Origin of the sequence: Actinacidiphila acidipaludis, assembly GCF_019890725.1 — a bacterium.
Taxonomy (GTDB): domain Bacteria; phylum Actinomycetota; class Actinomycetes; order Streptomycetales; family Streptomycetaceae; genus Actinacidiphila; species Actinacidiphila acidipaludis.
Genome location: NZ_JAINZZ010000088.1, coordinates 1 through 22,404, shown reverse-complemented (window position 1 = coordinate 22,404; position 22,404 = coordinate 1). Strand labels below are relative to the sequence as shown.

Genomic DNA, 22,404 nt, shown 5'->3' with positions numbered 1-22,404 from the left:
TCATCACCAGGACCGCGGCGAGGGCGAGGGTTCGCGCGACCGCGGCAGGGCCGCGCGCGCCCGCCCGGGGTCCGCGCGGCCGCGTCGCCATGGCCGCCGGCCTGGCCGTCAGTGGCATGAACCGGCCGCCGTCCGGTTCTGGATCAGCCGGTCCGCGCCGGGGCGGTAGTCGGCCAGCGTGCGCGCGTCGGGGGCGAACCGCCAACGGCCCGCCCGGTAGGACAGAGTGGCGCTGCCGGTGGTGTCCGCGCGGTGCCAGTCGACCCGCACCGTGGTGGGGTCCGGGACGCTGCTGGCGTCGATCACATAGGGGACACCGACCGGTGGGCGGCACTCGGTGTTGACCCGCACGAACTCGGCCTGGGGAACCGCCCGCTGGGCGGTCGGGGTCCACAGATCCCAGGCCTGGGCCCAGCCGCCGCCGGACAGCAGCCCGAACTCCTGCCGGGCGACGGCCAGCGCCTGCCCGGCCTGCGGCGCGGTGGGCCCACCCGTCGCGCCGCCGTCACCGGAACCGTCCTCGTGGGGCGCCGGGCCGGACCGCAGCGCCGCCACGGTGGCCAGCGTCGCGCAGGCCGCACCGAGAACCACCCAACTCCGCGTTGTCCGCCGCACTTCGGCTCCCTTCGCACAGGACTCTCCGGCCGCTCCGGACGCGCGCCCGGGACGGCGGCCGCCGGCAGTGTCGTGCCCGACCTCGTCACAGGTGGGGGGAGCGGGCGCTCGGGGCGCCCGCTCCCGGCAGCGACGGCGGACGTCCCCGGGCATGGGGTCGTACGGGGCGTCCGCCGCCGCGGTCAGTTGGTCAGGCGGTCCGTGCCGTAGTGCTCGATCAGGGACTCGTTGGCCTTCAGGTCGAGGTCCGCGGTGAACTTCAGGGAGTCGCGGATCTGGGTGTTCGTGATGGCCGAGGACGGAACGCCGCCGAGCGCGTACGTGAAGGACTGGCCGGGCGCCACCTGCCGTTGGGCGAGCGGCACGTCGTGGAACCCGAGGCGGGCGACGTAGAAGGACGTTCCGTCGCCACGCGGCACTTCCAGGTAGTCCTGCTGGGGATGGCCGTACGGCTGCGTGGCGGTGTAGCCGTGGTCGTCGGAACTCGACGGCGCCCGGAAGACCAGGACCCCGCAGTCGGTCGACAGGATGTGCGACGTGGTGTTGGTGAAGACGAAGTTCCAGGTGCCGTACCACTGGTTGCCGGTGAACGTGACGTACTCGGAGAGGCCGACGTTGCTGGTGAACCGCGTGGTCAGTGGCTCGCTGAGGATCGGGTTGGGGCCGCTGACCGGGTGGTTGACGCCGTTGGCGCACCGCTCCAGCGGTGCGGAGTACTGGGAGGGCTGGCCGGTGGGCACCGCCTGGGTGAAGTCGGCGGGACCGGCGCTGACCGGGGTGGTGGTGTTGGGGTCGGCCGATGCCGGGCTTCCTCCCGCGAAGGCGGCGAGGCCCGCGAGGAGGAGGACGGTGCCGAGGCTGGCGGCCAGCCCGCGCCCGGTGGACTTTCCGTGCATGGTGGATCGTTCCCTTCGGTCGCGAACGAGCAGGCGTGCGACCCTCGGTGGACACCTCGGGTCGGTGGGGGCACGGCGGCGCGGTGCTGGACCGGCCGCTTGTACCGTGTCGACGCGTACGCGCGGGGTGCGGTGGAGCGTGCGCGGAGCCCGCCGGCTGTGGCCGGCCGACGTCGCGCGGAGCGCCCGCGTGGGTTCGTCCGTACCGTGGCACCAACCGATCGGCCTCGCAAGGGTCTGGACCAATAAGGTCTGGACCTTTACCTTCCGCTGCTGGTCACAGACCCACGGACACCTCGCCGCGACGAGAATTGGTCTACACCACAACACCGCACGCCGCCTCCGCGACAACGACGGCCAGAGCGCGCAGTGGTCCACCTCCGCTGAAACCGCTCTCGCGCGGTGCGCCCGTTTTCGGGGTTGGCCGACTTCCGCCCGCCCCCGGTCACACCTCAGGCCGTCCCGGTGAGCCCGGCGGTCAGTACGTCGTCCGGCAGCACGGGCGCGTCCCGTCGCGCATCGGGCCGCCACGCCGTCCAGCCGTCAACGGCAGCGAACGGCCCGCTCCTCGACTCGATCAGCGCCACCGCCTCCTCGCGTGCGCTCCGGACCGCCCGGTGGTCGGTCTCGCTGACCACCCCGAGTCGCCTGCCATGGGCGTATTCGTCCTCGTCCTTCCAGTCCCACCGGGACAGGTCGGGCGCCACCACCAGGTCCACGAGCAGGTCGAAGGTGTCGAACCCGATGGCCGTGCGGCGCATCGGCCGCTGGAAGTTGACGTACCAGTGCGTCAACCCGGCCTCGCTGGAGGCGTCATGGAACGCGTACACGCTGAACCACGCCTTCGGCGGCACCCACTGCAGCAGTGCCGTGTCCCGCCAGCTCCACCGGCCCAACTCCCACGTGCCACCGGCGAGGTCGGGCAGGGCGCGGAGCCGTACGTTCGCGTCTCCCGTCAGCAGCCACTGGAACCACGTCGTCGAGGCCAGTACCTCCGCCCCGGGCCGCCCGGCGGTGACGAGGGCCTCCGGTGCGTCCTCCACGGCCTCGAAGGCGTGGGCACTCCAGACCTTCCCCCGGAACACGTCGCGCCGGACCACGGTCTCGCCCTCGGTGAATCGCCGCATCGACGCTCCTCTCCCCGTATCGATGGTGCCGTGCCGGGGTGTTCGGCCGCAGTCGCCGTGTGCGGTGTTTCACAGGAAAGAACCTACGTCCCAGTTGCATGGGTCACAGACTAAATGTCCGATACGCGGGATTCTCGTAACGGATGCCGACGTCCGAAGTGGAGGGCAGCGAGCCCCACTTGAGGATCACCTTCCGGACGTGACCCATGTCATATCTCTCGCGGCATCCCGTCGATCTGCTGAGAAAGGTGCGAATTGTGGCCGCATACCTGAGCGCTCCCGCGGTGATTCACGGCGAGCACGCCGTCCAGACCAGCGAGATCCTCGCGGAAGTGCGGGCCCGGCACACCGACGCGCCGTGGCTGCCGCGCATCGACGGCATCGCCGCCAGCACAGGCATCACCTCCCGCGGCTGGATGGTGCCGCTGGAGACGGCCACCGCCCCCGGCAGCGGAAGCGGCCTGCGGACCCCCGGCGTGGGCCCCGCCCGCGAGGCCCTGATCAGCAGCGGCTTCTCCGAGCAGGACGTGGACCGCGCGATCGCCGCCCTGGAGGCCCTCCCGGCCCCGCAGACCGTCCAGGAGCGCACGGCCCCGGCCTGGGAGGCCGTGCAGGAGTACGGCGAGCGCGCCGCGCGCGGCGCCCTGCAGATCGCCGGGCTGGACGCCTCCGACGTCGACTGCCTGATCACCAGCCACTCCACCACCCCCGCGCTGCCCGGCCTGGACGTCTCGCTGGCCAACCGGCTGCCGCTGCGCGGCGACACCCTGCTGCTGCCCGCCACGCAGTGGGCCTGCATCGCCGGCACCCGCTCGCTCGCCCTGGCCGCCGACCTGGTGGCCGCCGACCCCGACCGGGTGGTCCTGGTCGTCATATCGGAGGCGCTGAGCACCACCTACCAGCCCGCCGACGACACCCTGGAGTCGCTGATCGTCCGGCTGCTCTTCGCCGACACCGCCGTCGCCGTGGTCGTCACCGGCCGCCCCCGGCCGGAGTCCGTGCTGCGGCTGGACGCGTCCTGGCACCACACCCTGCCCGGCACCCAGGACCTGCACCGCCTGGAGACGCGGGCCGACGGCACGCACTTCGTGATGGACCGCCGCGGACCTCGCGCCGTCCAGGACACCGTGGCCGCCATGTGGGAGTGGCTGCGCCTGCGCCACGAGGACGACACCGAGCCCTGGAACCCCGACCTGCTCCTCGCGCACCCCGGCGGCACCCGCGTCCTGGAGTACATGGAGCAGACCATGCCCGAGGAGTGGCCGGAAGGGCTGCTCGCCCACAGCCGCGACAGCTACACCACCGGTAACCGCGGCGGCGCCGCCGTCCTCGACATCCTGCGGCGCGCCCACGACGCCGGCCAGAAGCCCGGCAGCCGCACGGTGCTCTACGCAGCGGCGCCCGGCCTCACGGCGACCGCCATCGAGGGGGAGTGGCTCTGAGCCACCGACCCCCGGGCGTCACCGCCCGACCTCTGCCCAGACCACCTTCCCGGTGTCGGTCCACCGCACGCCCCACCGGCTGGTGAGCTTGTGGACGACGTGCAGACCCCGGCCCCGGTCGTCCAGCAGTCCGCCGCGGTGCAGCCGAGGCCGGCCGTTGCCGGTGTCGCCCACCTCGCACAGCAGGCCGTGACCCGCCCTGATCAGCCGGACCGTGACGGGCCCGGTGGCGAACCGGACGGCGTTCGTCACCAGCTCGCTGATCACCAGCAGAGCGCTGTCGCGCGTGTCGTCCCTGGTGCTCCACTGCCGCAGCAGCGCCGAGGCCAGGGAGCGGGCACGAGCGGCCGCGTCGTCACGGGCGGGCAGGCGCCAGGCGGCGGTGTCCCGCTTCCGGCAGCCGGCCATACGCGCGAGCAGCAGCGTCACGTCGTCGCGCAGGCGGCCCTGCGGGGCCAGGCCGGTGACGACACGCCGTGCGGCGCGCTGCAGGTCGTCCCAGGGGTGGATCTGGCTCACCGCGTCCCGCAGCCGGCCGATGCCCTCGTCGATGGCGATCGCCGGGTCCTCGACCAGGCCGTCGGTGTACAGAGCGAGCAGGGAACCCGGCGGCGCGTCGAAGGTGTGCACGTCGAACGGCTCCCGCAGGGCGAACTCCGCTCCGAGCCCCGGGTGCGGGTGCACGCTGAGGGTCTCCGCGGTCCCGTCGGGCAGGACGAGGACCGGCGGGAGATGACCCGCGCTGGACACCACCACCTGATGGCTGACCGGGTCGTACACCGCGATGCAGCAGGTCGAGCCCAACGCGCTGTACCCGGCGACCAGCCCGGCGTCGGCGTCGTCCAGGAGCGTCACGGTCTCGTCGAGGTGCTCCAGCACCTCGTCCGGCGCCAGCCCCGCCGACAGCAGCGCCCTGGCCTCCATGCTGAGCTGGCCCATGGCCGCCGCGGCGCCGAGGCCGTGCCCGACGACGTCACCGACGACGAGGGCGGTCCGGCCGCCCGGGAGCGGAAAGCTGTTCACCCAGTCCCCGCCGACGCCCGCGCTGTCGGGCGTGGTGGGCTGGTAGACGCTCGCGACCTCGATGGTGTCGCCGCCGGCCCGCGGCAGCAGCCGCCGCTGCAGGGCCAGCACCTGGGCGTGCTCGCGCTGGTGCTGCCGGGCCAGATCCACATGGTGGGCGGTCCTGGCCACGAGTTCCTGCAGGTCGAGCAGCTCGCTGTCGTGGAAGGGGCGGTCGGGCCGCCGCCAGACCTCCGCGACCCCCAGCACCACGGGCGCCTCGCCGTCCAGACTCTCCAGGACCAGCGGTATGCACGCCACGCTCGCCGGACGGTCACCCGGCACCAGGGCCCGCACCAGCCGGGGGTCGCCGAGCGCCCGCTCGATCGTCCGCCGGTCGGGGATGACGACGGCCTGGGCGACGTCGTCGCGCTCGACCGCCAGCGCCAGCAGCCGGCTCGCCTGCCCGGGAAGGTTGTCGCCGGGCATGAGGTAGCCCTCCGGCCACGCCCGGTCCGGCACCAGCGCCGCCCGGCGCAGCCGGATCCGGCCCTGGGCCTGCTCGGTGACGGCCTCGCCCGTCCACACCGCGTAGTCCAGGTCGACCGCGGCGACGTCCCCCCAGGCCAGCAGCGACTGGGCGAGGGACCGCGCGGTCTCGCCCACGTCCAGGGAGGTGCCGATCGCCGTCTCGGACGCGTACAGGTGCAGTCGCTTGGCCATCGCGATCAGCGAGACGGTCAGGCCCTCCTGCGGGTCCGCGGCGGGCAGGATGCTCATCGAGACGACCAGCTCCGAGCCGTCCTCGCGCCGCAGGCGCTGCACCCGGGCGACGTGGGCCTCCCGCGTCTCGGCGACCTGCCGCAGCCGTCGCGTCACCGTGGGCACGTCGCCCGGCGGCAGCAGATCGACGAAGGGGGCGCCCGGTGCGGCGCTGAGGCCCCGGAAAGCGGGGGCGTTCAGGTTACAGCGAGTGATGCGCAGGTCCTGGTCCAGATTGACCGCGCCGAGGATCTGCTCCTGCCCTCCCCGGGTGGCGCGGCCCGCGTTCCCGCCACGGCCGCCGGGCCGGTCGTCCCGCGATGCGTCGTCCGCCTCGCCGGGGCCTGTGGGACCGGCCGTGCCGCGCTGCGGGATGTAGTCGCCCAGGGCGCGGCTGACCAGGTCGAACGGCGCCGAAGACTGAGAGGAGGAAGGTGAGTCCATGCGGCTCTTTCAGATCACTGGCCGACTCCGGACCATGACCGGAGACATACCCGAATCGGTGCGATGAAGCCCCGAGATCCCGACCGCACACTTCATTGAATAACACTGCTGTCCTCATCGCCGCACAAAGCCGTCCCCCCGGGACGACGGACAGTGACCGGTCCTCGCGGTGCGTCAATCCTCAGCGCGACCGGGTGCGGGTCGCGACCGAACGGATTGCCCGCGACCTGTACGTGGACTCCGGTAGCGGCCACAAGGCACGGCAGAAGGCGGTAGCGAACGACAAAGCGCACCTCATGAAGCTCGCCAAGCAGCGGGACTCCACCGCCACCAAGCTGAAGGCCGCGAGGCCCAAGCAGGCCGGCCCGCAGAAGTCGTGGGCGTCGGAGAAGGCCTGCGTCGCGCAGGGCGTCATGGTGGGGTGCGCCTGCCCGCGCCCGTAACGGGGGGATGCAAACGGGAGCAGGCCCGGTCTCGCAGGGTGGGTGCCCAGCCCGGTCCCGCGAGGGGTTCAAAGGTGGGCGAGCAGGTCGCCAACCGCCACTGACGCTGCGACGAGGGTGGCGATCCACAGGGCGCCGGCGTGACGGCCGAACAGCCGTAAGAGGTCTTTCACAGCGCGGGCCCCGGTCGGGACAGGTGCGCTCCGTGTGGGCCCAGCGCGGGGCCGAGGGCGGTCAGGAGCCGCGCGGCGTCGGCGAGGGGGAGCGGAGGGATTACCACGCGGTGGGCGCCTGTGGCGTCCTGCCGGGCCGTCAGCGGGGTGAGGACGGTTTCGGGGATACCGAGCTGCTGCAGGGCCTCGCGGACGGCGCGGGCGGTGTCGTGCGCATCGCGCCATGGGTCGTGGGCGCTGGTGGGCGCGGTGGCTTCGGCCATGGCATCTCCCGGTCGGTGATCTGTACGTCACCGACCGTATGAACCCCACCGCAGTGGCATGGGTACGATCCGTACCCACTCGATTACGCTGCCAACAGGCCGATCCTTTGCGCCAGTTCCGCGGCTCGACTCCTACGCGCCGGGACTCGCGACTCGATCTCCTCGAGGACGATCCGCTTCGCGTAGCCGTTCCAGCGGATCGTCTCCGGCGCGGCCTCATGCGCCTGGGCCAGCGTCGCCAGGGCGACATCCGGCTGCCCGTCGAGCTGGTAGGCGCGGGCCTGCTCGATGCGGTGGCGGGCGCGTCGAGGACGCGACCGGATGACGTCGGCCTCGGCGCGTGCGGCCTGCCGCACCGACTCGCCGCCGGCGTGAAGCTCGACGGCGACCGTAGTGGCGTGGGCGCCCATGATGGTCCGGGAGAAGCTGGTCACCGGGTGGTAGTAGTCGCCGGGCAGGCGCTCGGCCATGGCCCGTGCTCGGTCCCAGTACGACCAGGCGCTGCCGGTGTCGCCTCGGCGGGCCGCGGTGTACCCGGCCTCGAACTGCAAGGCCCCTGCGATGGCCAGGAGGTCGTCACCGGCGTCCGGGAGCTGCGGGTCGAGGTACTCGAGGACTGCCATGGTGACGGCGTCGGCGGCGTCATAGTGCCCGGGGCCGCTGTCGCGGTGCGCCTGCGCGGACAGCCACGCGGCCACACCGAGGGCGTGCGGGTCCTCGGATTCTTGGGCGGCAACCACGCCCCGCTCGACGACCCGCCACAGCAGCGCCGAATCGGGCTGGTAGGCCAGGAAGAACTGCGACAGGGAGTAGACCTCGGACAGGATCGCCTGCGCGGCGCGACGGTCGAGAGCGGAGTCGGCCTGACGGACGGCGAGCTGTGCGTCTCGGATCAGGTCGGGCAGGAGGGCTCCGACGACCTCCCGGTGGTCGGGTGCCTTGTGGCGGGCGGCCCATGCGTGTGCGAGGCGCGCCTGCAGGTGCGCAGCCGGGGGTGCTTCGGCGGTGGTGGTGAGCGGCAGCGTGTTGATGGCTGCGCGTACCTCGGGCAGCCGGGCGTGGCCGGGGCCGGCGAACAGGTCGACGTGCGCCTTGTGGTGGCCGACGAGGTCGGCGAGGTCGCGGACGCGCAGGGCTTCGGCCAGGGCGAGGATGGTGTCGAGGCCTGGGGCTTTGAGCCGCCCGGCCTCGAGGGACTTGACCCACTCGTAGCTCTTGCCGACCAGGCCGGCCAGGACTTCGCGGGTCATGCCTCGCCTTGTGCGGAGAATCTGCAGACGCTGACCGAAAGCGATCGGCTCCGGGTCCAGCCTCTCGCTACCACCAGAGGACATGGCGTTGCCCCTCCCTGAACAGCTCGACACTGCCAGGGTAGAGGCGGGGCCGTTCCGCTGTCCCGGGGCAACCGGACCGGGTATACGCACCCATGCGATTACCTCAACTGGGCCAACGGGGCTGTCAGGACGCTCGGACCTCAGATCAGCGACGACCTCAACAAGCTCATCCTCACTCGCCGGCGCGACGCGTTGTCGGACGGCATCGGCCACCTGGCGGGCACGCAGCGCGATTGCGACCCTCAACCGCCAGATGGAACGCTGGTCACGGCCAGGCGTGTTCGCCGTTGCCGACAGTTCCCAGATGGAAGAGCTGGCTTCGCACCCGTGGCCTCGGCCTTCCGTGGTGAGCCGGTGCACCTCCTGGTGCCGATAGGGACGTCTTGCTCGTCACCTATGACGCAGGCCAGTCGACCCGAGGCCGAATGGCGGGGCTCAAGGGGGCGAAGCTGCGTGACGACACGGGGAACGGTGAGTGGCCGAACGCTCCCACGTAGTCGGCCGTAGCAGCGCTCGGCCCGGCTTCCTGCCAGATAGGGCGCTGTACGGCGATCTCAGGCGCTCTCTGGATTGCCCGTGGGGGATGCGCCGAGGGATCGCTTGCGGTGATCGGTTCCCTATATCGGGTCATATCACTACATTGAGCGTCTTTTCGGCCGTGCTGATGGGTGCGGAGCGTCGCTGGAGGAGACGGTTGCCGTGTTCATCCGTGCAGGCGCTGCGGCGCCTGCTGCGACAGGAGATCAGAATGCGCATTTCTCGCTTTGCCGCCACGGTCGGCGTGGCAGCCGTCGCGGTGCTGGGTGGTGCTGGAGCGGCCAGCGCCGCCACGCCGGGCGTGGCTGGTTCCTACGCCTCGCTGCACCACGACGGTCGGGGTTCGGACTCCGGGGACTACTCGGACTCCGGGGCCGACTACTCGGACTTCGGGAACCATTACCGGGGTTCGGACTCTGATGACCACTACCGCGGTCCGGACTCCGGGTACTACAACCACGGCCGTGGTGACGACGACCACGGCAACCGCGACCACCGCCACGGCCACTACCGCGACCGTGACCACCGCGACCGTGACCATCGCGACCGTGACCACCGGTCGGACCGCGACCACCGGTCGGACCGTGACCACGACCACGAGCGCTGACACCAGCTCATCGTGACCGTCACTTCGTAAGCCGAAGGGTGCCCTCCCTGGCTCGGGGGGGGCACCCGCAAACGTCAGGCCGCGCAAACGTCCGGCCGCATCGGGCAGCTCGCTGAGGAGCGCGGCCCACGCCTCCCGGGTCAGCCCGTCGCCCTCGGGACAGGACAGCCCGTCCTCGGCGTCCCGGCGCTCGGTGTGGGCCCCGCGACGGCGCACGCAGCTGCTGGCGGACGTACCCGGCGAGGGCGCGCATGAACGCGTTGCCGGCGGCGTTCACGCGGCCACCTCACGGATGACCAGGAACGACGGCCCGCGGCCGCGATCCGGGCAACAGGGGTCATGGTCTCGGCGTGACCCTTCGGTCCGTACCGCTGGTCACGCTGACCACCGGTTCCGGCGGGTTGAACGGCCACCGCAGGTCGGGCCGCCCTGGCAGTGGAAGCAGAACTGCAGCCGCGCCTCGCGGGCCCGGTTCATGCCCCGCTGGTACGCGCCGGCCTCCGACACGGCCCACTCCGCCGGAGTCTCTGCAAGCAGCTGCACCACGCGGGTCCGCCCCTCGGCGAGCACGACCAGGAGGGACTCGGTGTACCGGCGGGCGTCCTCCGTGTTGCCAGCCTCCTCCATGCCGAGCGAGAGCCGCGCCCCTCTCGACGGCGCCGGCCAGGCTCCGCAGCCGCTCGGCGAACGCGGTGGCCGCGCAGGAACTTCGACGCGCTCGACGCGCAGGGACGGGGCGGCGGGCCGCCGACCGCGTCGGATCCGCCCGGGACACGCCGGATCGCACTTCATGGCACCCCGGCCGGCCGGTGCGACACGCCCGGGATCGCGCGATGCCGCGGCGCCCTCGCGAGAAGGTGCCGGGCGAGGCCGAGAGAGTGGACACGCCGGGGGAAAGCGTTCTCCATTTCTCCGTTCAAAGGAATTTATCGCGCACCATGTGCCGGGCTGCGTAACTCTGATCGCGCTCTCAATGAGGGATAAAGCGACCATGAAGTCACAAAGTATCCGCGCGCAATGGGGTGTGATGGCGCGTAAGCCGCAATCGCCTGTTCACCGACTGTGTGTTGGGGCCGGTCTCAACTTCTTGCAGGACCGTTGACGGGGCGACTTTTTCCTCACTACGGTCGAACTCCGTTGGCTCCGGATGCCCTTCCGGATCACATTGCGCAACCTCCCCCCCCTGTACCGGCGCTGCCGCACGCGGTGCTGAGAAAGGCGTGTCATGAGGTTCAGACCGACGGTCAACCGACGCAGGCGTATCACCGGAATGATGACGGCCACCGTGGTGGCGGTCAGCACGATGCTCTACGGAGCAGGTGCCGTGGGAGCCACGGGCACCGAGGCCGGCACGTCGGCGCCCTCCGCCCCGTCGCTGGAGTTCGCCAACCCCAACAGCCAGGCCCTGTACGGCACGGCGTACCAGGCCGCCCTGCGGAACCTGCTGCAGACCAACACCATCAGCTGGGACCCGGCCGTCTACAACAAGAGCGGCCTGATGGACACCGGCGTGGGCATCGTGCGCGCGGGCGGCGGCTATCCGCAGCCGTGGACCCGCGACGCCTCGGTGAACAGCTGGAACGCCACAAGCCTGCTCGATCCGGCGCTCGCCGCCAACACCCTGTGGTCCGCCGTCGACAAGGACGCCGACGGCAAGCTGCAGATCCAGCAGGACGACCAGCAGTGGGACCAGGTCATCTGGGTCACCGCGGCCTGGAACCAGTACCTCGTCACCGGCGACAGGTCCTTCCTGCAGAACGCGTACCAGACAGCCGCCGACACTCTGGCGATCCGCGAGCACGCCTCCACCGCCGGCTACAACGCCACCTACGGGCTCTTCACCGGCGCGTCGTTCTTCAACGACGGCATCGCCGGATATCCCGCGCCGCCCGCCGACGCCACCGAGTCGGTCAGCACCGGCTCCATGCCGTGGCCCGGGGTCGCGACCGGCATGTTCCTGAGCACCAACGAGGTGTACTACGCCGCCTACACCAACCTGGCGAACATGGCCGAACGTCTCAGGCAGCCCGCCGCCCAGGTGGCCGCCTACAAGGCCAAGGCCAAGGCGCTCAAGTCGGCCATCAACAAGCGCTTCTGGAACCAGCGGACCGGCCTGTACAACTACATGCTGCTGGCGGACGGCACCACCGGCCCCTACCAGGAAGGCACCGGGCTCGCCTTCGCGCTGCTCTTCGGCATCGCCAACCCGGCCCAGGCCCGCTCGATGGTCGCGCACGCCACCGAGATGACCTGGGGCATGCCCGACACCTACCCCAACTGGGCGCGCTACTCCGATGCCCAGCCCGGCCGGCACAACGCCATCGTCTGGCCGGTGGTCCAGGGCCTGTGGGCCAAGGCACTGGCCCAGCAGGGCGCGCAGACGGCCTTCGCCTCCGAGACCGCGCGGCTGGCGGCGCTCGCCGACAACAACAGCGGCTTCTGGGAGATCTACAACGGCCACACCGGCGTCGTCGACGGCGGGTACCAACGCCTGGGCGACGACGTGAAGTTCCACTGGGGATCGCAGCCGGACCAGACCTGGTCGGCCACCGCGTTCCTCAACATGATCGACTCCGGCCTGTTCGGGATGAGCTTCGGCGACGACGGCCTGACCCTGCGGCCCACCCTGCCCGCGGGCTGGGGCGACGTCACCCTGCGCGGACTGCACTACCGCGACGCCGACCTGACGATCGTGCTGCACGGCGCCGGCACGACCGTCCAGTCGCTCACCATCGACGGCAAGCGCGTCCACGGAGCCGCCACCCTTCCGGCGACGCTCACCGGCGACCACACCGTCGAGATCACCCTCACCGGCGCGACCGCCGGCGACCGGGACGCGGACGGCGTGCCCGACGCACGGGACCGCTGCCCGGACACCGCCGGTACGCCCGCGCTCCTCGGCTGCCCCGGCCCCGGGCACATCGAGGCCGAGGACGCCCTGAACACCGGTGGCGCCAAGACCAATGTGAACCACACCGGTTACAGCGGCCGGGCCTTCATCGACGGGCTGTGGGCGCAGGGCGCCGCGTCGTCGTACACCGTGCACCGCACCACGTCCGCGGCGGGCACCGGTTCGCTGACGCTGCGGTACGCCAACGCCAACAGCGACACCCGCACGATGACGCTCTCGGTCGACGGCCGGACGGTCCGTCAGGTGTCCTTCCCGAAGGTCTCCGACAGCTGGGACAGCTGGGGCACGGTCACCTTCGACGACATCCCGCTGACCGGCCCGGACCCCGTGATCACCCTTTCCTACGGGGCTGGTGACAACGGGTCGATCAACCTCGACTGGGCCGAGTTCCACTCCACCGCGGGGTGAACCGACCGGTGCGAGGCGTCCGCGCCGCTCAGACCCCGGCGCCCGTCAGCCGCAGGCGGGTGGCGGCGACCGCGGCCGCGATGGCGCCTCGCACCTCGGCCTCCGCGCCGAGCCGGCCGGTGATCACCTCGGCCGCCTGGGCGCTGGCCGGCTGCGCGTACCGCGCCACCGACTCCCGGATGCCGGCGGCGAACGGCTCCCCGGCAGAACCGAGTTCGCCGCCCAGGACCACAGCGGAAGGGTTGAGGCAGTTGACCAGACCGGCCAGGACGCGGCCCACCGTGCGGCCCGCCTCGCTCAGCACCCGGGCGGCGGCCGGGTTGTCGCTCAGCTCGGACAGCGGAGGGACGGCGTGGTCGTCGAGGGCGTCCTCGTGCGTGGCGAGGACGTGCGCCAACTGGCGCCGGACGGTGGTGCTGGAGACCACGGTCTCCAGGCAGCCGCGGCTGCCGCAGCGGCACCAGTTCGCGGCGTCGGGGATCTGGGTGTGCCCGATCTCCCCGGCCATGCCGGTCGCCCCGCGGTACGGGCGGCCACCGATGACGATGCCGGCGCCTATGCCGTGGGAGGCCTTGATGTACAGGAAGTCCTCGAGTCCGCGCGCGGCGCCGTACGCCTGCTCGCCGCGCGCGCCCATGTCCGCGTCGTTGCCGATCGACACCGGATGCCCGAGCCTGCGGGCGAGTTCGGCGGCGGGGGCCAGCCCCACCCAGTCGGACAGGATCGTCGGCGGCCGCACCACCTGGGTACGGATGTCCAGCGGACCCGGGATGCCCGCCGCGATCCCCAGCACGTCGTCGATGCTGTGGCCGCTGCGTTCGACGCACTCGCGGGCCAGTTCTGCGGCCAGGTCCATCGCCTGGCCCGGCCGGTGGTCGACGTCCAAGGCGTCCGCGCTGCGGTGCAGGACCTCACCGGCGGTGGTGGCCGCGGCGGCGGTGACGTGCGCGTGGCCGAAGTCGATCCCGACGACCACTCCTTCGTCGCTCACCAGGCTGACGACGGTCGCGCGCCGCCCGCGTCCCGAGCCGTTCCCCAGCGGAGAGGAGGACTCGACCACCAGGCCGCTCGACCGCAGCGACGACACACAGTCGCTGATCGCGCTGGCCGACAACCCGGTCATCCGGCTCAGACTCGCCCGCGTCAAGCCGCTGCTGTGCTGCGCCAGTATCGCGATGACCTGATCGCGTGTGCGCCTCCGGCGAGCGGAGAGCGACCCCGAGTCGTTGCTGTCCATGCCGGGCAGTGTACGGGTTTCCTTCGGTAGGCGGCAGATTCCTTTCCCAGACTGGTCGTTGTCCGCGAGCCCCGCGGAGGCGGCTGTTCGACCGTCCCATCTCGACAACGATGTCAAAGTAGCCTGTACGGCACGAGGAGTTCGAATGATGAGTACCTCTTCGCGGCGGTTTCGCCGCAGACGAATTCATGCGCTCACCGTCGCAATAGCGTCAGCTCTCATCCTTTCACCGGTCGCTGTCTCGCAGGCGGCGCCTGCGGCGGCCCCGTCCGCGGCGTCGGCCGCCTGCCCCTGGGTCACCTCGACGGCGCCGGTCGGCCAGCGCGTCGACCAGGTGCTGGGTCAGATGACCCTGGACGAGAAACTGGGCGAACTGCACGGCGACAACAGCGGCGAGTACGCGGGGACGGTGCCCGCCGTCCCGCGCCTGTGCATCCCGAAGCTGACCCTCGACGACTCGCCCGCCGGTGTCGGGCACCAGATGACCGGGGTCACCCAGCTCCCCGCGCCGGTGGCCGACGCCGCGACCTGGGACTCCGGGCTGGCCCGGCAGTACGGCCAGGTCGTCGGCAGCGAGCAGTGGGGCAAGGGCGACGACGTCGACCTCGGCCCGACCGTCAACATCGTCCGCGACCCGCGCTGGGGCCGCGCGTTCGAGAGCTACGGCGAAGACCCGTACCTGGCGGGCCAGATCGGGACCGCCGACGTGGACGGCATCCAGGGCACCGGTGAGATGGCCCAGCTCAAGCACTGGGCGGTCTACAACCAGGAGGCCAACCGCAACAACTCCGACGACGACGCGATCATCAGCCAGCGCGTCGAACAGGAGATCTACCTCTCGCAGTTCGAGGCGGTCGTCAAGCAGGCCCACCCCGCCTCGCTGATGTGCTCCTACAGCTTCATCAACGGCCAGCCGGCCTGCCAGGACCCGTACATCATGAAGCAGGTGCTCCGCGACCAGTGGGGCTACCAGGGGTTCGTCACCTCGGACTGGGGCGCCACTCACTCCACCGTCGCCTCGGCGGACGCGCGGATGAACATGGAGATGCCCGGCGGCTCCTACTACGGCGCGCCGCTGAAGCAGGCCGTGGCGGGCGGTGAGGTGTCGATGTCGACCATCGACGACCTGGTGCGGCCCATCCTCACCGCGATGTTCCAGTACCACCTGTTCACCGACCCGCCCACCGGCACGCCCGATTCGGTCGTCACCACACCCGAGCACACGGCCGTCGCCCGGAAGATCGCCGAGGACGGCACGGTGCTGCTGAAGAACGACGGCGGACTGCTGCCGCTGTCGTCCGGCAAGAAGTCGTCGATCGCCGTGATCGGCAGGGACGCCGGCAACGAGGCCCTCACCTCGGGCGGCGGTTCGGCCGCCGTCGCCGCCGACTCGGTCGTCACGCCGTACCAGGGAATCGCCGCCCGCGCCGGGAAGAACACCACCGTGCAGTACGCGGCGGGCGACAGCCCCGACGGCGCCCTGCCGACGGTGCCCGCCTCGGTCCTCACGCCCAGCTCCGGCACCGGTGGCGGCCTGACCGGCACCTACTACAAGGGCATGACCCTGTCCGGTGACCCGCTCACCACCCGCAACACCGACCTGCTGGACTACAACTGGAACGGCAGCCCCCCGGCGCCGTCGGTCCCGGCGAGCCAGTGGTCCGCGAAGTACACCGGCACCCTGACCCCGCCGACCACCGGCACGTACACCTTCTCGGTGACCAGTGACGACGGCAGCAGGCTGTCGATCGACGGACACCAGATCATCGACAACTGGCGGGACCAGGGCGGCACCACCGAGAGCGGCACCGTCACCCTGACCGCCGGCCGGCCGGTCAGCATCGAGGTCGACTACTACCAGGACGGCGGCGGTTCGCTCCTCGACCTGGGGTGGCAGCCGCCCGGCGGCCCGAGCACCCCGATCCAGCAGGCGGTCGACCTCGCCAAGTCCTCGGACGTCGCCGTGGTCTTCGCCAGCGACTTCGAGGGCGAGGGCAGCGACCTGCAGGACATCGACCTGCCCGCGCAGGAGAACGCGCTGATCCAGGCCGTCGCCGCCGCCAACCCCGACACCGTCGTCGTGCTCAACACCGGCTCCGCGGTCACCATGCCATGGCTGGACGCCGTCAAGGGCGTCTTCGAGGCCTGGTACCCCGGCCAGGAGGACGGCAACGCCATCGCGTCGCTGCTGTTCGGCGACGTGAACCCGTCCGGCAAGCTGCCGGTGACGTTCCCGAAGAGCCTGAAGGACGTGCCCGCCGCCACCGCCGCGCAGTGGCCCGGCACCGGCGGGAAGGTGCAGTACTCCGAGGGCCTGAACGTCGGCTACCGCTGGTACGACGCGAAGAACATCGACCCGCTCTTCCCCTTCGGATACGGCCTGTCCTACACCTCGTTCCGCTACAGCGGCCTCAAGGTCTCCGCTCCCACCACCAGTTCGCTCGGCACCGTCCGGGCCACCGTGGACGTCACCAACACCGGCTCGCGGGCCGGCTCCGACGTCGTCCAGCTCTATGTGCGCGACCCCGCGACCACCGGTGAACCGCCCGCGCAGCTCAAGGCGTTCCAGAAGGTGAACCTCGCGCCGGGCCAGACCCGCCACGTCACCTTCGACGTGCCCGCCGCCTCGGACTTCCGCACCTGGAACGAGACCACGCAGAACTGGCAGGTGGCCGACGGCGACTACGGCCTGCTGGTCGGCGACTCCTCGCAGAACCTGCCGGCCCGCGCGTCGGTGCGGGTGGTCCGCTCCTACGGCTCGCAGGGCGTCACCCTGCAGACGCCGTCCATCGTGCCGGCCCACGCCGTCACGATCTCCGGAACGTTCGTCAACGACGCCGACGTGCCCGTGCGGAACGTCACCATCACCCCCGGCGTCCCCGCCGGCTGGACCGTCAGCCCCTCGACGGTCCGGCTGAAGCAGGCCGCCCGCCACTCCACCACCGATCTCAGCTTCACCGTGACCCCGCCGGCGACCGCCGAACCCGGCTCCGGTCACCTCACGCTGGACGCCGCCTTCGACGAGGAGAAGGTGGGACACGCCAAGGTCACCCAGGTCGTCAGAACCGTCACCACCCCCTACACGGACTGGGCCCGCGCTTTCAACAACGCGGGAATCAGCGACGACTCGGACCCGGCGTCGGCGGACTTCGACGGCTCCGGGTACAGCTTCTCGGCGCAGCAACTCGCGGCCGTCGGCATCAGGCCGGGACAGCCGGTCACCGCGGGGCCGACCACGTTCACCTGGCCCGACGTGCCGTCCGGCACGCCGGACAACATCGCCACGCAGGGACAGGTGATCACCATGTCCGGCAGCGGGAGCAAGCTCAGCCTGCTCGGCGCCGGGGGTCCGGGAAACCAGAGCGGCGACGTCACCGTCACCTACACCGACGGCACCACGTCCACCGCGACCGTCAACCTCGCCGACTGGTGGGCCAACTCACCGGCGACCGGTGACACGCTGGTGGCCACCGCCGCGAACTGGAACCAGCCGCCCAACGGCAACGGTCCGCACAAGGTGAGCCTGTACGCGACCAGCGTGCCCCTCACCTCCGGCAAGCAGATCGCCTACCTCACCCTGCCCAACCTCCCCGGCATGCACCTCTTCGATGCCGTGATCGGCTAGCTCGACACCGGGTGCGGCTGGCTCTCTCCCGCGGGAGAGAGCCGGCCGCACGCCGTTCGCGCCGGATCAGAGCTGATCGTGCAGGGAGGTGATCGCGGCGACGTAGATCTCGGAGAACGTCGGGAACGGCTGGATCGTGTCGCGCAGCACCTCCAGCGGAACCCGGGCGCGGATCGCCAGCGTCGCCTGCTGCAGCCACTCGCCGGCCTCCTGCCCGAGCGCGTGCGCCCCGGTGAGGACCCGGCCGTCGCTGAGCAGCGTGAGATATCCGGGGTCGTCGGCGTAGGCCCGGGTGTACGCGGCGGTCTTGGCCACCTGGGAGATCGGCACCGTCGCGCTCAGCGGCGCTTCGACGGCGCCCACCGACGCGGCCTGCGGGTCGGTGTAGACGACGTGCGGCACGGCGGTGTAGTCGGCCTCGCGCGGAGTGCCGAGGATGTTGTCCGCGACGACCTCGCCCTGGTATTTGCCGACGTGGGTGAGCATCCCGATGCCGGTGGCGTCGCCGACCGCCCACAAACCGTCCCCGGCCCGCAGACGGGCGTCGACCGGGATGCCCTTCGCGTCCGGGCGGATGCCCACCGTCTCCAGGCCGATGTCGTCGACCCGCGGGCGCCGTCCGGTGGCCACGAGCAGCTTGTCGCCGCGCAGTTCACGTCCGTCGTCGAGGGTGAGCACGTAGTCGCCGCCCTCGCTGCGCGCCCCTGTCGTCCGCCGGCCGAGCACCAGCTCGATCCCGTCGCGGCGAAGCACCTCGCCGAGCGCCTCGCCCAGGGGCCGCGGCTCCCGCGGCAGGACCCGCGTGCCGCCGGCGGTCATGGTCACCTCGCCGCCCAACCGCCGTACGGCCTGGGCCATTTCCACACCCACCGGACCGGTGCCCAGGACGAGCAGGTGCCGTGGGACCGCCTTCATGCCGGTCACCTCGCGGTTGGTCCACAGCCCGCTGAGTCCGCTCAGGCCGGAGACCGGCGGGATGATCGGGGAGGCGCCGGTGGCCACCACGATATGGTCGGCGGTGTGGCGGGTGCCGTCGACCTCGACCGCTCCCGGGCCGGCCAGCCGGCCCGTTCCGCGCAGCAGCGTGATTCCGTTGTCGGCCAGCCAGCGTTCCTGCCCCGCGTCGGAGTAGTCGGAGACCATGAAGTCCCGCCAGGCCAGGGCCTGTTCGACATCGACCTGGGCGGTCGCCGCGGCGTTGCGGGCGTCGTGCACGGCCTCGCCCGGCCGCAGCAGCGTCTTCGACGGGATGCACGCCCAGTACGAGCACTCGCCGCCGACGAGTTCCCGCTCCACCAGGGCGAGGCGCAACCCGCGTCCGGCCATCGCGCCCACGCAGTGCTCACCGGGCGAACCGCCGCCGATCACGATGACGTCGAAATCCGTGCTCATCCGCGCCTCCCGCTGTCACGTCCCCGCGCTGTCATGTCCCCATGGCCAGGACGGCGCGGAAACGGGCGTCGCCGGAGGCCATCCGCTCGTAGGCCCGCGGTGCGTCGTCCAGCGGGTACACCTCGTTGATGGAGTGGATCGACCGCTCGACGGCGAACCTGATGTTGTCCTCGTTCTCGATCGAGGTGCCGGTGAGGTTCCCGCTGACGATCCGACCGCCGAAGATGAGGTCGAGCGGCATGACCTCGAGGGGGTCGGGTGCCGCCCCGACGACGACCAGCCGGCCGTGCGGAGCGAGGCCCGCGACCAGCGGTGACATCGACGCTCCCGACGCCGCGGTGGCGACGATCACCGCGGCTCCGCCGAGTTCCCGCAGTGCTGCGCCGGGATCGGTCCGCGTGCTGTCGATGTAGTGCTCAGCACCGAGTTCGCGGGCCAGCGCGGCCTTTCCCTCGCCCCGTGCGACGGCCACCACGTGGTGCCCCAGGGCGCGGGCGTACTGCAGGCCGAGATGGCCGAGGCCGCCGATGCCCTGGACGGCGACGAGGGACCCGGGACGCGTGGCGGCCGCCAGCAGGGCGTTGTACACCGTCAGGCCCGCGCACAGCAGCGGGGCCCCGGCGGTGGCGTCCAGCTCCGGCGGGATCCGCACGAGCCCGGACGCCCGCGCGTAGGTGACCTCGGCGTAGCCGCCGTCGACGTCGGTGCCGGTACTGGGCTGGTCCGTGCAGTTGACGAAGTCACCGCGCCGGCACGGGTCGCACACGTTGTCCTGACCGCCGAGGTAGCCGACGCCGACCCGCTCGCCGACCCGCCAGACCGGGGCCACGCCCGCGCCGACCGCCTCGACCACACCGATGATCTCGTGGCCGGGCACGACCGGAACGGACGGGTCGGGGCGCAGCCCCTCGACCGCCAGCACGTCGCTGTGGCAGATCCCGCAGGCGTCGACGCGGATCCGCACCTGTCCGGGCGGCGGCTCCCGCCGTTCGCGTTCGACGGCTTCGAACGTCCGCTGCCCGGTGACCGTCCACGCGCGGTAGCGAGCTGTCGGGCTCATGTCGGCAGCTCGGTCCCGGCCTGCTCGCTCACCATGTACCGCGCGTACCAGGAAGGCCAGTCCGGGTCCTCGGCGCCGATGCGCGCCTCGTGCTCGCCGTGCGCCGCCGCGGCCCGCCGCATGGCCGACGCGAGGTCGTCGGCCGAGGAGAAGGCGGTGGCCGCCGGATCCATCCGGCCCGGAAGCCGGGTGGTGATCTCCTGCAGCAGCCAGCCATTGCCGTCCGGGTCGCTGAACGACAGGAACGATCCGTAGCTGGTCCGCTGCGGGTCGGCGCCCGCGACACGCGCGTCGGTGCCGCCGTGGTGGAAGACTCCGCCCTCGTCGTGGAAGACCTCGCTCGGGCCGGCGCCGAGCCGCTTCAGCTCCTCGCGGGCGGCCTCGATGTCATCGACGATCAAGTGCAGGCCGCGGGCCGACCCCGGCGCCTGCTCGGTGACCGCCGTGCCGAAGATGACCGACGCCGGTGAACCCGGCGGGGTCATCTGCACCACCCGGAAGGTGTCGTCCGGCGCCACGTCGGCGTCCAGCCGCCAGCCCAGGTCCGTGTAGAACTTCTTCGCCCGGTCCACATCGGACACCGGGACGACGACGACCTCGAGTTTCATGTCCATGGAAGGGTCTCCTGTATCCAGGCAGGCAGTTGCTCGGGGAGCAGGCCTCGGGAGCCGCTCGGCCGTCCCGGCGGCGACGTGCTGGTTCTGACCGGTGGTCACGGCGCTGCGGCCGCCTCTCACCCGCCTCCTCGGCCCTTCGGGCGCGTCAGAAGGCCCCGCCCGCGTCCGGGCGATGCGCACGTACACCAGCGTAGACAGACGTACGACCGGTCGCATGTGGGCGGCCGGGCCGCCGACCCGGTGCGGCGCCGCCCGCCGCGACACACAGGGCAATGCGCCGCCGGGGGAGGGCGGCACGGGAGGATCCGTTCATGGACACCCCACAGAAGGTCGCGGTCGTCACCGGAGCCTCCCGTGGCATCGGAGCCGCCCTGGTGCCGGCCTACCGCGGGCTGGGCTACGCGGTCGCCGCCGTGGCCCGTTCCGTCGACGCGACGGACGACCCGGAGGTGCTCGCCGTGCCCGCCGACGTGGCCGAGCCCGGCGCGGGCGACCGGGTCGCGTCCGCCGTGCTGGATCGGTTCGGGCGGATCGACACCCTGGTCAACTGCGCCGGGATCTTCGTCTCCAAGCCCTTCACCGACTACACCGGCGAGGACTTCGACGCGGTGACCGGGGTCAATCTGCGGGGCTTCTTCGAGCTCACCCGCGGTGCGGTCGCCGCGATGCTCGCACGCGACGGCGGCGGCCACGTCGTCACCATCACCACCAGCCTGGTGGACCAGGCCGACGCACGGGTGAAGGCGGGGATGACGGCCCTGACCAAGGGCGGGCTGGACGCCGCCACCAGGTCGCTGGCCATCGAGTACGCGACCCGCGGAATCCGGGTGAACGCCGTGGCGCTCGGTGTCATCCGCCCTGCGGCCGACCCCGCCGATCCGGGCGGCGCCCTGGCCGCTCTGCACCCGGTCGGCCGGCTGGGCGAGGTCGAGGACGTCGTCCGGGCGGTGCTGTACCTGGAACGGGCCCCGTTCGTGACCGGCGAGATCACGCATGTCGACGGCGGGCAGAGCGCCGGGCACTGAGTCCGCCGGTGCGGCCCGGGCCGCCACGGTGTGCCGGCCCGGTTCCGGAGGCGCGGCAGGTCAGGGCAGCAGCGAGACCTGGTAGTGGGCGATGGACCAGGTGTCGCCCACCCGCTTCACCAGCAGGCTGAGGTTGACCGTGATCGAGGCCCGGTCGGTGAAGGCGAACACCACCTTCTGGTAGCCGAACACGACGTCGTCGGCGAGTCGTCGTGTCTCCAGGATCTCGTACTGCGCCGTCATGCCGAGGGGCTGGGAGGCGTAGTAGGCGGCCACTCCCGGCCGCCCCACGGTGTACGGGTGCAGCCCCTGGAAGACCGCGTCCTCGGTGAAGCCGGCGGCCACGCGCTCGGGTTCGTGCGCGTCGACGCCCGCCTTCCACTCGTCGAGAACGGAACGCAGGACCGCCGCGTCGTCCGTCGCAGCACTGGTCATCGGAGTCTCCTCATGTTCGTTGTTCTGGGGGAAGCCGGCCGGCGTGCCA

Annotated in this window: 18 protein-coding genes; 6 read left to right on the top strand and 12 right to left on the bottom strand. The window is 71.8% G+C overall.

Going from position 1 to position 22,404, the window contains the following annotated elements:
- Positions 1–108: 108 nt before the first annotated feature.
- From K7862_RS35085 to K7862_RS35075, 3 genes are all read right to left on the bottom strand, one after another.
- Positions 109–591 carry a hypothetical protein gene (locus K7862_RS35085; RefSeq protein WP_222969450.1) on the bottom strand — a complete coding sequence of 161 codons (483 nt, stop codon included), beginning with the start codon at positions 589–591 and terminating at the stop codon, positions 109–111.
- Positions 592–797: 206 nt separating this feature from the next.
- On the bottom strand, positions 798–1,511 hold the full coding sequence (locus tag K7862_RS35080) for a hypothetical protein (RefSeq protein WP_222969448.1): 714 nt from the start codon (positions 1,509–1,511) through the stop codon (positions 798–800).
- 452 nt (positions 1,512–1,963) lie between these two features.
- Positions 1,964–2,638, bottom strand: coding sequence for a ribonuclease FAU-1 family protein (locus tag K7862_RS35075; RefSeq protein ID WP_222969446.1), 675 nt, complete (start codon positions 2,636–2,638; stop codon positions 1,964–1,966).
- 257 nt (positions 2,639–2,895) lie between these two features.
- Between K7862_RS35075 and K7862_RS35070 the strand changes: the two genes are divergently transcribed.
- Positions 2,896–4,080 (top strand): beta-ketoacyl-[acyl-carrier-protein] synthase family protein, encoded by a 1,185-nt coding sequence (locus K7862_RS35070; RefSeq protein ID WP_222969444.1) that lies wholly within the window; start codon positions 2,896–2,898, stop codon positions 4,078–4,080.
- A gap of 18 nt (positions 4,081–4,098) precedes the next feature.
- Here the strand turns inward: K7862_RS35070 and K7862_RS35065 are convergent, their stop codons facing one another.
- The gene (locus K7862_RS35065; RefSeq protein WP_222969442.1) at positions 4,099–6,288 is read right to left on the bottom strand and encodes a SpoIIE family protein phosphatase; all 2,190 of its coding nucleotides are present in this window, start codon (positions 6,286–6,288) and stop codon (positions 4,099–4,101) included.
- A gap of 296 nt (positions 6,289–6,584) precedes the next feature.
- On the opposite strand from K7862_RS35065, the gene K7862_RS35060 reads away from it, so the two are divergent.
- A complete protein-coding gene (locus K7862_RS35060) occupies positions 6,585–6,731 on the top strand; it encodes a hypothetical protein (RefSeq protein ID WP_222969440.1) in 147 nt (48 codons plus the stop codon).
- Between the two features lie 169 nt (positions 6,732–6,900).
- Here the strand turns inward: K7862_RS35060 and K7862_RS35055 are convergent, their stop codons facing one another.
- Positions 6,901–7,167 (bottom strand): hypothetical protein, encoded by a 267-nt coding sequence (locus tag K7862_RS35055; protein WP_222969439.1) that lies wholly within the window; start codon positions 7,165–7,167, stop codon positions 6,901–6,903.
- Between the two features lie 83 nt (positions 7,168–7,250).
- Complete coding sequence (locus K7862_RS35050) at positions 7,251–8,501, bottom strand: helix-turn-helix domain-containing protein (protein ID WP_222969437.1); 1,251 nt, start codon at positions 8,499–8,501, stop codon at positions 7,251–7,253.
- A gap of 748 nt (positions 8,502–9,249) precedes the next feature.
- Here K7862_RS35050 and K7862_RS35045 point away from each other — a divergent pair.
- Complete coding sequence (locus K7862_RS35045; protein ID WP_222969435.1) at positions 9,250–9,645, top strand: hypothetical protein; 396 nt, start codon at positions 9,250–9,252, stop codon at positions 9,643–9,645.
- A 375-nt stretch (positions 9,646–10,020) separates the two neighbouring features.
- Here K7862_RS35045 and K7862_RS35040 read toward each other — a convergent pair whose 3' ends face one another.
- On the bottom strand, positions 10,021–10,272 hold the full coding sequence (locus tag K7862_RS35040) for a hypothetical protein (protein ID WP_222969433.1): 252 nt from the start codon (positions 10,270–10,272) through the stop codon (positions 10,021–10,023).
- 598 nt (positions 10,273–10,870) lie between these two features.
- Between K7862_RS35040 and K7862_RS35035 the strand changes: the two genes are divergently transcribed.
- Positions 10,871–12,964, top strand: a complete 2,094-nt coding sequence (locus K7862_RS35035; RefSeq protein ID WP_222969431.1) for an MGH1-like glycoside hydrolase domain-containing protein — start codon at positions 10,871–10,873, stop codon at positions 12,962–12,964.
- A 28-nt stretch (positions 12,965–12,992) separates the two neighbouring features.
- Here K7862_RS35035 and K7862_RS35030 read toward each other — a convergent pair whose 3' ends face one another.
- Entirely contained in the window at positions 12,993–14,201 is a 1,209-nt protein-coding gene (locus tag K7862_RS35030) for an ROK family protein (RefSeq protein WP_222969429.1), read from the bottom strand.
- A 346-nt stretch (positions 14,202–14,547) separates the two neighbouring features.
- Here K7862_RS35030 and K7862_RS35025 point away from each other — a divergent pair, with 346 nt between their 5' ends.
- Positions 14,548–17,826, top strand: coding sequence for a glycoside hydrolase family 3 C-terminal domain-containing protein (locus K7862_RS35025; RefSeq protein WP_222969427.1), 3,279 nt, complete (start codon positions 14,548–14,550; stop codon positions 17,824–17,826).
- A 66-nt stretch (positions 17,827–17,892) separates the two neighbouring features.
- Here the strand turns inward: K7862_RS35025 and K7862_RS35020 are convergent, their stop codons facing one another.
- Genes K7862_RS35020 through K7862_RS35010 form a run of 3 tightly spaced genes read right to left on the bottom strand, consistent with a single transcriptional unit; the run spans position 17,893 to position 20,892 of the window.
- On the bottom strand, positions 17,893–19,218 hold the full coding sequence (locus K7862_RS35020; protein WP_222969425.1) for a dihydrolipoyl dehydrogenase family protein: 1,326 nt from the start codon (positions 19,216–19,218) through the stop codon (positions 17,893–17,895).
- Between the two features lie 31 nt (positions 19,219–19,249).
- Positions 19,250–20,278, bottom strand: coding sequence for a zinc-binding dehydrogenase (locus K7862_RS35015; RefSeq protein WP_222969423.1), 1,029 nt, complete (start codon positions 20,276–20,278; stop codon positions 19,250–19,252).
- Positions 20,275–20,892 (bottom strand): VOC family protein, encoded by a 618-nt coding sequence (locus tag K7862_RS35010; protein WP_222969421.1) that lies wholly within the window; start codon positions 20,890–20,892, stop codon positions 20,275–20,277. Before K7862_RS35010 ends, K7862_RS35015 begins: the two co-directional genes overlap by 4 nt.
- 314 nt (positions 20,893–21,206) lie before the next feature.
- Here K7862_RS35010 and K7862_RS35005 point away from each other — a divergent pair, with 314 nt between their 5' ends.
- Positions 21,207–21,920: an SDR family NAD(P)-dependent oxidoreductase gene (locus K7862_RS35005; protein ID WP_222969419.1), complete on the top strand. Its 714-nt coding sequence runs from the start codon at positions 21,207–21,209 to the stop codon at positions 21,918–21,920.
- Positions 21,921–21,980: 60 nt separating this feature from the next.
- Here the strand turns inward: K7862_RS35005 and K7862_RS35000 are convergent, their stop codons facing one another.
- A complete protein-coding gene (locus K7862_RS35000; protein ID WP_222969451.1) occupies positions 21,981–22,355 on the bottom strand; it encodes a YybH family protein in 375 nt (124 codons plus the stop codon).
- Between the last annotated feature and the right edge of the window lie 49 nt (positions 22,356–22,404).